Below are 13,420 nucleotides of genomic sequence, written 5' to 3'. Positions count from 1 at the left end.
CGTCACCGCATACGAACGAGGCGGAGCCGTCCTCGGTCACCTGCACCTGGACCACGCCAAGCGCTACCAAGGACAACTCCGCCCCGCCGCCTAAAATCTGTCTCACATCTACGTAGACACCTATGTCCCACGTCTACCTAGACAGCACACTGTCCCCCTGGGGCCGACAAGCACTCACGAGCGATAGCCTGCGCGGATGACCGTTCTCGCCCTGGACATCGGCGGCACCAAGTTGGCGGCGGGGGTGCTCTCCCCCGACGGCGAGCTGCTCGGCGAGCAACGCGTCCCGACGCCCGCGGCCGGGGTCTGGGAGGCGACGGATACGCTGCTGCGCGAGGTCGCGGACGGGCGGCCGGTGACGGCGGTGGGGATCGGCTCGGCCGGCCCGGTCGACGTCGACGCGGGCGTGGTCGGTCCGCTCAACATCCCGCAGTGGCGCACCGGCTTCCCCCTGGTCGACGCGGTCCGGTCGCTGTTCCCCGGCGCCCGCGTGGCGCTGGCCATCGACGGTGCCTGCTGCACACTCGCCGAGCAGCGCTTCGGCGCCGGCCGCGGGACCGCGAACCAGATCGGGATGATCGTCTCCACGGGCGTCGGCGGCGGCCTGATCCTGGACGGTCGGGTCGCCGGCGGGCGCACCGGCAACGCCGGGCACATCGGCCACGTCGTGGTCCCGGGGGCCGAGGACGTGCCGTGCGCGTGCGGCGGATTCGGCTGCCTCGAGGCGGTCGCGAGCGGACCGTCCTCGGTTCGCTGGGCCAACGCCCGCGGCTGGACGGGGACGACGGGTCACGAGCTGTCCGTGTCGGCGGACACGGGCGACGCAGTGGCACTCGCGGCGCTGCACCGGGCCGGCACCGCGCTCGGCACGGCGATCGCGTCGACCGCCGCGCTGCTGGACCTGGACCTGGCGGTGGTCGGCGGCGGCTTCGGGCAGTCCGGCGCGCCGCTGTGGGACCCGATGCGCGAGGCGGCGGACCGGCACGCGCGGCTGTCCTTCAGCCGGCGCCTGCGGATCGTGCCGGCGGAGCTCGGCGGTCGGGCGACGCTGATCGGCGCGGGCGCGTTGATGCTGGCGGAGTAGCGAAACCCCGTCGACATCGCCCCTGGTCGGGCACCGATTCGGGGTTTCGTTCCAACCTCGACCGAAATGGGGGCTGATTTGCCCGCGAGGGTTCTGTAACGTGTTCTACTGTGCTCCTCACCACACTCGGTTATTTCACCGTCGGACCGCGCCGCGGCCACGGTGACGACGGAACGAGGGCACCGTGAGCACAGCCGACACCGCACCCACCGACGCGCCTCCGGGCGACAACGAGAACTACTCCGAGGTCGCTCGGCCCAGCGGGTCCCAACGCGACACCGCCGAACTGGGCCGCGAACTGCAGGCCTGGCTCCGGACCCGACTGCACGACGGCGCCGACCCACAGGTCACCGACGTGCGCCTGCCCGCGGCGAACGGCATGTCCAGCGAGACCATCCTGTTCGACGCGACGTGGACGGAGTCCGCGGAGGACGCCATTCACGAGGCACCGGGGGCACGGCGCACCCACGAACTCGTCGCCCGGGTCGAACCGGCCGCCGCGACGATGCCGATCTTCCCCAGCTACGACATGGACACCCAGTTCGACGTGATGCGGGTCGTCGGCGAGCTCACCGACGTGCCCGTGCCGGCCACGTACTGGTCGGAGCCCGACGCGACCGCCCTCGGCGCTCCGTTCTTCGTGATGCAGCGCATCGAGGGCATCGTCCCGCCGGACGTGATGCCGTACACCTTCGGTTCCTGGCTGACCGAGGCCACCGCCGAGCAGCGCCGGGCCCTGCAGGACTCCTCGGTGGACGTGCTCGCGAAGCTGCACGGCATCGAGGACCCGTTGCGGCACTTCGACTTCCTGCAGCTGCCCGGCGGCGGCCCCACCGGGGAGCAGGCGTTCCGCGCCTATCTGGCCAACCAGCGCGAGTACTACGAATGGGTCTCGGCAGACGGCCCACGCTCCCCGCTGATCGAGCGCTGCCTGGACCGACTGGAGGCGACGGTCCCGGCCGACGACTCCCCCGCGGTGCTGTGCTGGGGCGACTCGCGGATCGGCAACATGATGTACCGGGACTTCGCGCCGGTCGCGGTGCTGGACTGGGAGATGGCAACGGTCGGACCCCGCGAGGTGGACCTGGGGTGGATGATCTTCCAGCACCGGTTCTTCGAGGACCTGTCGACGCTGGCGGGCCTGCCCGGGCTGCCCGACTTCATGCGACGTGAGGACGTGGAGGCCCGGTACACCCAGTCCTCCGGGCACCGGGCCGAGAACCTCGACTACTACATCCTCTTCGCCGCGCTGCGGCACGCGACGGTCATGTTCCGCGTGCAGGCGCGCGCCATCGCGTTCGGCCAGGCCGAGTCACCCGCAGACCCGGACGACATGATCCTGCACCGCCCGACCCTCGAGGCGATGCTCGACGGCACCTACTGGTCGGGGGTGTCGTGACGCCCACCCGGACCGGCGCCCCGCCGCCGCAGCGCACGCGGCCACGCGACCTTCACACCACGAGCCCGAAATCCCACACCAGCAAGGAAGAGAACTCATGACTGACTACGACAAGCTCTACATCGGCGGCCAGTGGGTGGCACCCGCCACCGACGAGCGCCTCGAGGTGTTCTCGCCCGCCACCGAGGAGCGCGTCGGCAGCGTTCCCGTCGCCGCCCCCGCGGACATCGACGCCGCCGTCGCCGCCGCCCGCACCGCGCTCGAGACCGGCCCCTGGCCGCAGACCACCCCGGCGCAGCGGGCCGAGATCCTCGTCAAGGCGGCGAAGCTGATCGAGGAGCGTTCCGACGAGCTGTGCACGCTGATCACGGCCGAGATGGGCGCGCCGCGCACGGGCGTCGAACTCATGCAGAAGACCCCGTCGCTGGCCGTGCTGAACAGCTACGCGGCACTGGCCGAGTCGTTCTCCTGGGAGGAGGAGCGCACCGGACCGTTCGGCGTCTGCAAGGTCCTGCGTGAGCCGGTCGGCGTCGTCGCCGCCGTCATCGCCTGGAACGTCCCGCTGTTCCTGCTGGTCAACAAGCTGGCGCCCGCCATCATCTCCGGCTGCACCATGGTGCTCAAGCCCGCGCCGGAAACCCCGATGAACGCCAACCTCGTCGCGGAGATCTTCGCCGAGGCCGGACTGCCGGAGGGCGTGCTGTCCATCGTCCCCGGTGGCGCCCCCACCGGCGAGTACCTGGTCTCGCACCCCGACGTCGACAAGATCACCTTCACCGGCAGCAGCGCGGTCGGCCGCAAGATCGGCGCCATCGCCGCGCAGAACCTCAAGCGTTGTTCCCTCGAGCTCGGGGGCAAGTCCGCCGCGATCCTGCTCGAGGACATGGACGTCCCGGCGACGCTGCCGATGCTGGTGCTGTCGGGCCTGATGAACTCCGGCCAGGCGTGCGTCGGCCAGACCCGCATCCTGGCGCCGCGCTCGCGCTACGACGAGATCGTCGAGGCCATGGCCAACTTCGTCGGCTTCCTGCCGATGGGCATGCCGGACGACCCGGCCGCGCAGCTCGGCCCGATCATCACCGCCGCCCAGCGTGACAAGGTCCTCGGCTACATCGAGAAGGGCAAGGCGGAGGGCGCCCGCCTCGTCGTCGGCGGCGGCGTGCCGGCCGGCCTGGAGACGGGCTACTTCGTCGAGCCGACCATCTTCGCCGACGTCGACAACTCGATGACGATCGCGCGCGAGGAGATCTTCGGACCCGTCCTGTCGGTGATCGCCTACGACACCGTCGAGGAGGCCATCGCGATCGCCAACGACTCGGACTACGGCCTGGCCGGCTCGGTGTACACCACCGACATCGAGAAGGGCCTCGAGGTCGCCAAGCAGGTCCGCACCGGCACCTACGGAATCAACTGGTACGCCTTCGATCCCGGCTCGCCGGCGTGCACCTTGACCAGGTGCACGCCGCGCGTCGTCGTATCCGGACCGATCATCTCGTCCGGGCTACGCGGGCTGCGAAAACGTCAGCTGCCGAACGGAATCGACGAACTGCCGTCGCTGCTGCCGCCGGGCAGGAGCCCCACCTGCATGACCTGCGGGGAGTCGATGACCGGGTGGGTGACGTCGAGCAGGCTCACGCAGCCGCCGACCACGCCGTAGAGCCCCGCGGGAATGTCGTTGACCGTGTTGGTGACGGTCATTCCCGGCAGCGCGCCGAAGAGCGACAGCACGTTGGAGACGTTCGGGTAGACCACGACGCCCGGGTCGAGCAGCTTGGTCGGGTCGGACACCACCGCCGGAACGTCCTTGGCGTTCACCACGAACGCCTGGCAGCCCGTGAGGCTCAGCAGGGTGTTCGGGTTGGTCAGCTTCATGGTGAGGCTGTTGCCCGACGACGTCGCGACGACGGTGGGCGGCGCAACGGTCGGGGCGGCTGACGCCGTCGCGGGCATTGCCATCGCCACGGCGGCCACCGTCGCTGCGGTGACGGCGACGCCGCCGCCGACCCGCGCGAGGCCCTTCCGGGTGAATGTCTGCATGGGGAGACCTTTCGAGTTCTTGCTCAACGGATTCCGGCTTCGCGGCGCTGCGGCCTGCGTCGTCGGAGAAGACGTGCAGAGCCTATTGCCTGCACCGAACCGGCTCGGTCGAAATCCACGGATTTCAAGATCAAATATGGCCCGCCCGTCGCCCGACCGGATCCGGCGCGTGCGCCTATCGTTCGGGGATGAGCCTGTCTGCACCCGGGGCCGACACGACCCCGCCCGCCGCCGTGGACTCCGCCGGGGAGAGCACCCTCACCGTCCTCCTGGCCTTCGGCGCGAATCTCGCCATCGCGATCGCGAAAACCGGTGCGGCCGCCGTCACCGGGTCGGCCTCGATGGTCGCCGAGGCCACCCACTCCTGGGCCGACACGGCCAACGAGGTGCTGCTGCTGATCGCCAACCGGCGGTCGCGACGCCCCGCCGACCGGACGCATCCGCTCGGCTTCGGCCGCGAGGCCTACGTGTGGTCGATGTTCGCTGCGCTGGGACTGTTCGCGCTCGGGGCCGGGGTGTCCATCACGCACGGCGTGCAGGAACTGTTCCACGCCGAACCCGCCACCGACTTCGGCGTGGCCTACACGGTCCTGGGGATCTCGTTCGTGCTGGAGGCGGTCTCGTTCCGACAGGCGTACCGGCAGATCCGCCGCGAGGCGGCCGGCGCCGACCGCGACCTGCTCGAGCACGCCCTCAAGACCTCCGACCCCACGGTGCGCGCGGTGTTCGCGGAGGACGCCGCCGCGTTGATCGGGTTGGTGATCGCGTTTGTCGGCGTCCTGCTGCACCAGCTGACCGGCTCGCCCGTCCCGGACGCGATCGGGTCGATGGCGGTCGGCGTGCTGCTCGCGGTGATCGCGGGCATCCTGATCGACCGCAACCGCCGGTTCCTGATCGGCGAGGAGGCGTCGCCGCAGCTGCGCGCGGCGGGCCTGGCGACCCTCCTCGAACTGCCCGAGGTGGACCGGGTGACGCTGCTCCGGATGGAGTACCTCGGACCCCGGCAGGTCTACCTGGTGGCGGGGGTGGACCTGGCCGGGGACTTCGCCGAGCACACCGTCGCGGAGATCCTGCGGGACCTCGAGTCCCGGCTCGAGCGGCATGAGCACGTCCTGAAGGCGGTGCTCACCCTGTCCACGAGCGACGAACCCAGCCTGACGGCCTGACCGGACTCAGATGTACATAGCCGGGTCGATGTAGCTGGTCGGGTCCACCAACTCCTCGTGCTGCCTGCCGCTGCGATGACGGACGGTGGCCGGGATGCCGGTGGCGATCGAATCCACGGGGACGTCGCGGGTCACCACGGCATTCGCGCCGATCGCGCTGTCGTCCCCGACGACCACCGGACCGAGCACCTTCGCGCCGGCCCCGATGGTCACCCGGTTGCCGATCGTCGGGTGCCGCTTGGTCTTGGCCAGCGACCGCCCACCGAGCGTGACGCCGTGGTAGAGCATCACGTCGTCGCCGATCTCGGTGGTCTCCCCGATCACCACACCCATGCCGTGGTCGATGAAGAACCGCCGGCCGATCGTCGCACCGGGATGGATCTCGACGCCGGTGAGGAACCGGGCGAACTGGGCCAGCACCCGCGCCGGACCGCGCAACGCGGGCACCGCCCACATGCGGTGCGCGACCCGGTGCGCCCAGATGGCGTGCAGGCCCGAGTAGACGACCGCGTTCTCGAGGTTGCTGCGCGCGGCCGGATCGTGGCCGCGCGCGGCCTTCAGGTCCTCGCGAACCGTGCGCAGCACTCCCACGACCGTCAGTCCCGAATGTGTTCGAACAGCGGGGTGGAGATGTAGCGCTCGCCGAAGTCGGGCACCACCACCACGATCAGCTTCCCCGCGTTCTCCGGGCGCTTCGCCAGCTGCAGCGCACCCCACACGTTGGCGCCGGCCGAGATGCCGCCGAGGATGCCCTCGACGGTGCCGAGGTCACGCGCGGTGCGGATCGCGTCGTCGAGTTCGACGTCGATGATCTCGTCGTAGATGTCGCGGTCGAGGATGTCGGGCACGAAGTTCGCGCCGAGGCCCTGGATCTTGTGCGGGCCGGGCTGGCCGCCGGTGAGGATCGGCGAGTCCGCCGGCTCGACGCCGACGATCTGGACGCCGGGCTTGCGCTCCTTGAGGGTGCGGCCGACGCCGGTGAGGGTGCCGCCGGTGCCGATGCCCGCGACGAAGATGTCGACCTCGCCGTCGGTGTCGGCCCAGATCTCCTCGCCGGTGGTGCGCTGGTGGATCGCCGGGTTGGCCGGGTTCGCGAACTGGCGGGCCAGCACGGCGTTCGCGGTCTGCGCGACGATCTCCTCGGCCTTCTTGACCGCGCCGGCCATGCCCTCGGCACCCGGGGTGAGGACGATCTCCGCGCCGTACGCGCGCAGCATCACCCGACGCTCGGTGGACATCGTCTCCGGCATCGTGAGGATCACCTTGTAGCCACGCGCGGCCGCGACCATGGCCAGGGCGATGCCGGTGTTACCCGACGTGCCCTCGACGATGGTGCCGCCGGGCTTGAGCTCGCCCGCGGCCTCGGCGGCGTCGACGATCGCGACGCCGATCCGGTCCTTGACGCTGTTGGCCGGGTTGTAGAACTCCAGCTTGGCAACCACCTGGGCCTGCGCCCCGGCGGTCACCCGGTTCAGTCGCACCAGCGGGGTGCGTCCGACCAGTTCGGTGACGTTTTCGTAGATCTGAGTCATGGCAGGTCCTCACTGACGCGGCAGCGCCGGGTCTCGCGGTCGTTGCGTGTATTGCACCACTGCCCGCGCGGACCGCGGTGCCCGGCCCGGTTTTCGGCGCCCCCGAAACGACCGAATGTCGCATTCGTTCAGCTGAACTGAACGAATGCGACATTCGGTCAAACGGTTGTGCGAGGGGCGATCAGCCCAGGCGGCCCTTGAGCGCCTCGAACTCGTCGCGGATGCCCGACGGCACCTTCTCGCCGAGGAACTCGAACCACTCCTCGATCAGCGGCAGTTCCTTCTTCCACTCGTCGACGTCGACGGCCAGCGCCTCCTCGACGTCGGCTGCGTCCACGTCGAGACCCGTCAGCTCCAGGTCCGCGGCGGTCGGGACGAAGCCGATCGGCGTGGACTGCGCGCCGCCCTTGTGCTCGATGCGGTCGATGATCCACTTGAGCACGCGGGAGTTCTCACCGAAACCGGGCCACAGGAACCGGCCGTCGTCGCCACGACGGAACCAGTTCACGTAGAAGATCTTCGGCAGCTTCGACGAGTCCGCGTTCTTGCCGAGGGTGATCCAGTGGTTCAGGTAGTCACCGGCGTTGTAGCCGATGAACGGGATCATCGCCATCGGGTCACGACGCACGGTGCCGACCGCACCCTCGGCCGCGGCGGTCTGCTCGGAGGACAGCGTCGCGCCGAGGAAGGTGCCGTGCTGCCAGTCGAAGGACTCGCTGACCAGCGGGACGGTCGTCTTGCGACGGCCGCCGAACAGGATCGCCGAGATCGGCACGCCCTGCGGGTCGTCCCACTCGGGGGCCAGGATCGGGCACTGCGACATCGGGGTGCAGTAGCGCGAGTTCGGGTGGGCGGCCTTCTCGCCGGACTCGGGCGTCCAGTCGTTGCCCTTCCAGTCGATCAGGTGCTCGGGAGTGCCCTCGAGGCCCTCCCACCACACGTCGCCGTCGTCGGTCTGGCCGACGTTGGTGTACAGCGAGTTACCCGCCTCGAGCGTCTTCATCGCGTTGGGGTTCGAGCCGTAGTTGGTGCCCGGCGCGACGCCGAAGAAGCCGAACTCCGGGTTCACGGCGTAGAGGCGGCCGTCCTCACCGAATCGCATCCACGCGATGTCGTCGCCGAGGGTCTCGGCGCGCCAGCCGGGGATGGTCGGCTGGATCATCGCGAGGTTGGTCTTGCCGCACGCGGACGGGAAGGCCGCGGCGACGTAGTACGCCTTGTCCTCGGGGGAGATCAGCTTGAGGATCAGCATGTGCTCGGCCAGCCAGCCCTCGTCGTGGGCCATGGCCGACGCGATACGCAGCGAGTAGCACTTCTTGCCCAGGAGCGCGTTTCCGCCGTAGCCGGAGCCGAAGCTCCAGATCTCGCGATCCTCCGGGAAGTGGGTGATGTACTTGGTGTCGTTGCACGGCCACGGCACGTCGGCCTGGCCCTCGGCGAGCGGCGCGCCCACGGAGTGCAGTGCCTTGACGAACGGCTTGTCGGTGCCGAGCTTCTCGAGCGCCGCGGTGCCCATGCGGGTCATGATGCGCATCGAGACGACGACGTACTCGGAGTCGGTGATCTCGACGCCCAGCTTCGGGTCGTCGGCACCGAGCGGGCCCATGCAGAACGGGACCACGTACATGGTGCGGCCACGCATGCAGCCGCGGTAGAGACCGGTCATCAGCGACCGCATCTCCGCCGGATCCATCCAGTTGTTGGTCGGGCCGGCGTCGATCTCCTCGCGCGAGCAGATGTAGGTGCGCGACTCGACCCGGGCCACGTCCGACGGGTCGGAGTTGCCGACGAACGAGTTCGGCTTCTTCTCGTCGTTGAGCCGGGTGAACGTGCCGGCCTGCACCAGCTTGTCGGTGAGGCGGTCCCACTCCTCGTCCGAGCCGTCCGTGAAGACGACGCGGTCCGGCTGGGTGAGCTCGGCAACCTCTTGCACCCAGGCGAGCAGCTCGCCGTGCTCGGTGGGCGTGCCGTCAGTTCCGTTCAGACCTGGAATGGTCGCTGAGGTCATCAAACTCTCCCTGGGGTGTGCCGGAATCGGGTCCTCCGCGGGCGCGGCCTGGTGGCCTCGCGCGGTCGTACCGATTGCCCCCTCTCGGCGGGGTGCATCCCGCTGCTCCGTCGACGCATAGCGAAAACGGAGGACACGGGCGCCGGGTGTCCTACATAAGAGGTTAACGCCGCCTGCATCCGTACAGGCAATCGGGTCTTGTCCGATCAGTCACAGGACCGATTCAGTGACATCCGCCTGCTGCGATGCCTGCCACCACAGACAAACGGACACCTCCGTCGGGCGACCCGGGGCCGGCGCCCGAGGGCATCCGATCCACGGCGGGAGGGGACCCTCCCGGCCACCCGACGAAGGTGTCCGTTACTCAGCTGTCCGACGCACGCGGCGTCAGACGTTCACACGGCAGACAGGAACTAGCTGCCGTTCTCGAGGACCTTGGTGATCGTGTCACCGAGGACGTCGCTGACCGAGCCGGTGGAGGAGAGCTGGCCCTCCGAGGAGCCCAGGCCGGCCCCGTCCATGCTGCCGGTGACGGCCTCGCCCGGGTTCGGGATACGGACGGTGAAGCAGGCGGTCAGGTTCGGCATCTCGTTGCTGACGCCGACGGTGCCCGCGACGCCCGTGCCGCGGCTGGTGACCTGGGTGCCGGGGGCGATGTTGTCGGGCACCTTGTACGTGGCCTTGAGCGTGACCGGGTTGCCGGAGTTGACGAACCACCCGGTGCTGGTGACCTTGTAGCCGTCACCGTTCGGGGTCATGGTGACATCGGCCTCGTGCTGCCCGGTCGGGATGCCCACCGAGTAGGCCGTGACCGTCGCCGAGACCGGCGCACCGAACCCGACCGGCGGGATGTCGTTGATCGTGTTGACGTAGGGGTTGCCGATTCCGGTGGTGCCCACGACGGTCTTGTAGGTGACCAGCGAGCCTGCGGAGGCCTGGCTGATCTCCTCGCCTGCGGCGTTGGTGACGGTCTTGTTGTAGGTGTGGGTGATGCCCCAGGTGCTGATGTCGTTCTTGGTGACCTGGCTCGACGAGGAGCAGGTCGCGGCGCTCGCCGCACCTGCGCCAATGGTCACGCCGGCGGTCACGCCGCCTGCCACGAGGGCAGCGGAGGCTGCGACGGCGGCGATGCGGCGCATCGGGGTACGAGACATGTAGATCTCCATTTCGATCATTCACATGGCGCCGGGCCCCCCGGGCACGGAGCCTTCTCCGAAGTGTTAAACGAGTGACTCAAGCCACACCCCGTCGTTTATACGGACGTCCGTCCCACTTCACAAACGTTTCACCGAAACCGGCCCGTTAATAGTTGGCGAATTCACCCGAAACCGGGCATCTCGCCACCCGGCGTTCCCCGCGGACCTCGAAACCGGCCGTCTACAGCCGACCGTGATCGGTCCGTTCCCACCGCAACGAGCCGTCGGGCTGCCGGTGCGCCTGCCAGGCCGAGTACTCGCCGTCCGCCTCGACCGACGTCAGGTGGTCGGCGGTCCCGTCCCCGTCCAGATCCGACGCCACCAGCACCGCGTCGCCGTCCGCGTAGGCACGAGTGTCGAGGACCCCGTCCCCGTCGAGGTCGACGGCCGGGTCGTGCAGGGCCCACTCCCCCGGATCCGTGTCGACCGGGTTCTCGCCCAACCCGTGCGCGCACAGCAACATGTCGTCCTGCATCATCGCGGGTCCTTCCGCCACCTGGCCCGGCCTCGTCGAAACCGGCTGCTAGGAGGTTGGACGCACCGCCGGCGCCGGCGGTTCCCGTCCCGCCGTCCGCCCCAGCGCGCGGTCGAGAACCGCCAGATCACGCTCGCAGGCCGACCGTCGCGCCGACGTCCGTTGCGCGTGCTCTCGCAGTCGCCGGTCCAGCGTGGCCAGTCGTTCGTCCGTCGACAGCACCAGGCTGCGGTGCCCGGCCAGCACCTGACCGGCGATCCGGGCCTCGGCGTCCACCAGTTGCGCCAGGACCCGCTGTTCGAGGCCGGACCGGACCTGGGCGAGGGCATCGGTGGTCCACGACCGCAGGTGCGCACGATCCGCGGCGAGGCCCCGCGTGCGGGCCAGCCACCACGCCGCCAGGGCGCCGACCAGCAGCGTGACGGGGATGCTGGCCAGGTCCAGGGTCGGCACCATCGACAGCGGCGCCACCAGCAGTCGGCCGAGGCCCAGCCCGGCGGACGCCCCGACCGCGATCATCAACCGGTCCTCCACGCCCCGGTGTCGCGGCTGCGGCGGATCCAACGCCGGGAGGCGTACGGCCGGGTTGTCGTCCGCGCTCGCCGGGTGGTCCGGCCCCAGGACCTCCGCCGCCATCCCCCGGAGCCGCTCGGCCGTCGTCGCGTCGACCGAGTCGGCGAGTCCGACGAACTCCGCTCGCAGGTGGTCAGGGAACACCCCCGCCGCGGCCCGGTCGCCGCGATCGAGCGTGGTCCGCGCCGCGACCCCCACCTCCCGGACCCGGCTGCCGACCTCGTGCAGCAGGTCCACCCGCGCCAAGGCCACCAGCCGGCGCAGCGTCGCCGCCGCGTCGGCGCGCCCACCGTCGCGGTCCGCGATCACCGCCGCACGCTGCGCCCGCAGGTCGGTCGCCGTCGCGTCGTGGTCCAGTGTCGACGCGGCGGCCCGCACCAGCTCCCGGGTCTGCTCCACCGCGACGCCGGCGCGGCGGCGCATCCACACGTCCCGCTGCGGGGCACCACGCAGGGCTTCGAGCAGCGCCCCGCGCAATTCCGAGATCCCGGCCCCGTCGCCGTCGGGCGGCGCCGACACCGGGTGGATGGGTGACCCGGCGAACCGGGGCGCGTGTTCGGCGAGCAGTACGGCGTCGCGGCGCAGCACCGAGTCCCACCCCGCGTGGACGTCGGTCTTGGTCAAAGCGAACACCGCCCGTTCCAGGCCGTCGAGCAGTGCCAACTCCTCCCGGCCGAGCGGGGCCGCCGAGTCGAGCACCACGAGCGCGACGCCGGCCGGGCGCGTCGGGTCTCCGGTGTAGTCCGGCGCGGGTGCGTCCGGTTCCGCGTCCGCCCGCAAGCGCGCGGTCAGGGCCCCGCGACCGCTGCCGCGGGGGCCGAGCACCAGCACCGTCGGCCGGTCGACGCCCGCCGCGCCGGTCTGCAGACCCGTCAGCGCCGCCGGATTCCAGCGGCGCAGCACCTCCGCCGTGTCCCGGTCGAGTGGTTCCGCCGGCCGTTCAGACACGGCCGGCCCACCGCTCCCAGTCCCGCACGTGGTCGCGATGCCGGGCCAGCGCCGCGCGGACGCGGCCGGCGCCGTCGGCCTGGAGCCGGCCCCGCCAGTACCCGGCCGCCGCCAACGGGTCCCCCGGGGGTTCCCCAATGTCACATCGGGTTCCCTGGGGCTCCCCGATGTGACATTGGGGAACGCGCGGGTGGGGTCCGGCGGCGACCGCGCCCAGTCGCACGCCCTCGTCGGCTCCCAGATACGCCTCGACCCGGTCCCGGACCGCGGCGACGCCGGTGAGTCCGCGCAGCACCGACAGCAGCGCGGCCGCCCGCTCCGCTCGCACCTCGTCGATCAGGCCCCGCACGACCGCCCGCAACGGGTCGACGCCCGCCCCGGCCGGTCCCACGCCCGCGGCGACCGGCAGGCACTCGAGCCCCAGCTCCGCGCCGCCGCTCACCGCGACCGCCGCGGGATCGGTGAGCGCATCCGCCTTGTTGAGCACGGCCAGCACCCGGGCCGGAGCGGCTCGGACCGCGGCCAGGTCCACCGCTCGCGGCGGACCGCACAGCACCAGCACCACCAGGTCCCCGGTCAGCGCCGGGTCCACCGCCCCGGGAACGTCCCACGCGTCGGTCTCCGCGAATCCGACGCCGCCGACTCCGCCCGCGGCGGCAAGCACGGCGAGCACCGCCGACCGCCCCACCCCGGCGCGGCCGGTGACCTGAACGTCGATCCCGCGCCGCTGCGCCCGGACCGCGGCATCGAGCGTGACGGCGGCGCCGACGTCGGCTCGCCGGACCGCCAGGCGCAACGCGTCGAGCGCCCTGCCGTCCCATGAAGCCCCGCCGTCCCACGAACCAGCGCCGCCCACCCCGCCGTGCTCCCCCGTCGACGCCACAGCGTCACCCCCGCCCATGAAACGAACTGATCCCCCGCGGGCGCGGCTCCCCTCTCGACACCGGCCCGAGGCACCGATGATCGCAGTTCCCGGCCTCCCGCGCGGCAACTATGCGGTGC

General features: G+C 70.9%; 11 protein-coding genes and 1 pseudogene. 4 read left to right on the top strand and 8 right to left on the bottom strand.

Features of this window, described 5'->3' with window-relative positions; genetic code table 11:
* Positions 1 to 196: 196 nt before the first annotated feature.
* From AC1DWC_RS01195 to AC1DWC_RS01185, 3 genes and pseudogenes are all read left to right on the top strand, one after another.
* Complete coding sequence (locus AC1DWC_RS01195) at positions 197 to 1,084, top strand: ROK family protein (RefSeq protein ID WP_477905408.1); 888 nt, start codon at positions 197 to 199, stop codon at positions 1,082 to 1,084.
* 184 nt (positions 1,085 to 1,268) lie between these two features.
* A complete protein-coding gene (locus AC1DWC_RS01190; RefSeq protein ID WP_477905406.1) occupies positions 1,269 to 2,483 on the top strand; it encodes a phosphotransferase family protein in 1,215 nt (404 codons plus the stop codon).
* Between the two features lie 97 nt (positions 2,484 to 2,580).
* A pseudogene (locus AC1DWC_RS01185) lies at positions 2,581 to 3,921 on the top strand (aldehyde dehydrogenase); the annotation flags it as partial.
* An 83-nt stretch (positions 3,922 to 4,004) separates the two neighbouring features.
* Here AC1DWC_RS01185 and AC1DWC_RS01180 read toward each other — a convergent pair.
* Positions 4,005 to 4,520, bottom strand: a complete 516-nt coding sequence (locus AC1DWC_RS01180; RefSeq protein WP_477905404.1) for a hypothetical protein — start codon at positions 4,518 to 4,520, stop codon at positions 4,005 to 4,007.
* Between the two features lie 188 nt (positions 4,521 to 4,708).
* On the opposite strand from AC1DWC_RS01180, the gene AC1DWC_RS01175 reads away from it, so the two are divergent.
* Positions 4,709 to 5,686 (top strand): cation diffusion facilitator family transporter, encoded by a 978-nt coding sequence (locus AC1DWC_RS01175; protein ID WP_477905402.1) that lies wholly within the window; start codon positions 4,709 to 4,711, stop codon positions 5,684 to 5,686.
* A gap of 6 nt (positions 5,687 to 5,692) precedes the next feature.
* Here the strand turns inward: AC1DWC_RS01175 and epsC are convergent, their stop codons facing one another.
* The 7 genes from epsC to AC1DWC_RS01140 all read right to left on the bottom strand — a co-directional run bounded on the left by epsC (position 5,693) and on the right by AC1DWC_RS01140 (position 13,319).
* The gene (epsC, locus tag AC1DWC_RS01170; protein WP_477905400.1) at positions 5,693 to 6,277 is read right to left on the bottom strand and encodes a serine O-acetyltransferase EpsC; all 585 of its coding nucleotides are present in this window, start codon (positions 6,275 to 6,277) and stop codon (positions 5,693 to 5,695) included.
* 5 nt (positions 6,278 to 6,282) lie between these two features.
* Positions 6,283 to 7,218 carry a cysteine synthase A gene (cysK, locus tag AC1DWC_RS01165; protein WP_072843338.1) on the bottom strand — a complete coding sequence of 312 codons (936 nt, stop codon included), beginning with the start codon at positions 7,216 to 7,218 and terminating at the stop codon, positions 6,283 to 6,285.
* A 181-nt stretch (positions 7,219 to 7,399) separates the two neighbouring features.
* Positions 7,400 to 9,226 (bottom strand): phosphoenolpyruvate carboxykinase (GTP), encoded by a 1,827-nt coding sequence (locus tag AC1DWC_RS01160; protein ID WP_477905398.1) that lies wholly within the window; start codon positions 9,224 to 9,226, stop codon positions 7,400 to 7,402.
* A 413-nt stretch (positions 9,227 to 9,639) separates the two neighbouring features.
* Positions 9,640 to 10,380: a hypothetical protein gene (locus AC1DWC_RS01155; RefSeq protein WP_477905396.1), complete on the bottom strand. Its 741-nt coding sequence runs from the start codon at positions 10,378 to 10,380 to the stop codon at positions 9,640 to 9,642.
* 223 nt (positions 10,381 to 10,603) lie between these two features.
* Positions 10,604 to 10,900 (bottom strand): DUF6802 family protein, encoded by a 297-nt coding sequence (locus tag AC1DWC_RS01150; RefSeq protein WP_477905394.1) that lies wholly within the window; start codon positions 10,898 to 10,900, stop codon positions 10,604 to 10,606.
* A 45-nt stretch (positions 10,901 to 10,945) separates the two neighbouring features.
* The gene (locus AC1DWC_RS01145; protein ID WP_477905392.1) at positions 10,946 to 12,418 is read right to left on the bottom strand and encodes a hypothetical protein; all 1,473 of its coding nucleotides are present in this window, start codon (positions 12,416 to 12,418) and stop codon (positions 10,946 to 10,948) included.
* A complete protein-coding gene (locus AC1DWC_RS01140; RefSeq protein ID WP_477905390.1) occupies positions 12,411 to 13,319 on the bottom strand; it encodes a hypothetical protein in 909 nt (302 codons plus the stop codon). The genes AC1DWC_RS01145 and AC1DWC_RS01140 overlap by 8 nt, the downstream gene beginning before the upstream one ends.
* Between the last annotated feature and the right edge of the window lie 101 nt (positions 13,320 to 13,420).

The organism is Rhodococcus sp. P4_C10 (genome assembly GCF_056402135.1).
The sequence above is the reverse complement of the archived record's forward strand: the minus strand, read 5'-3'. Positions and strand labels throughout refer to the sequence as shown.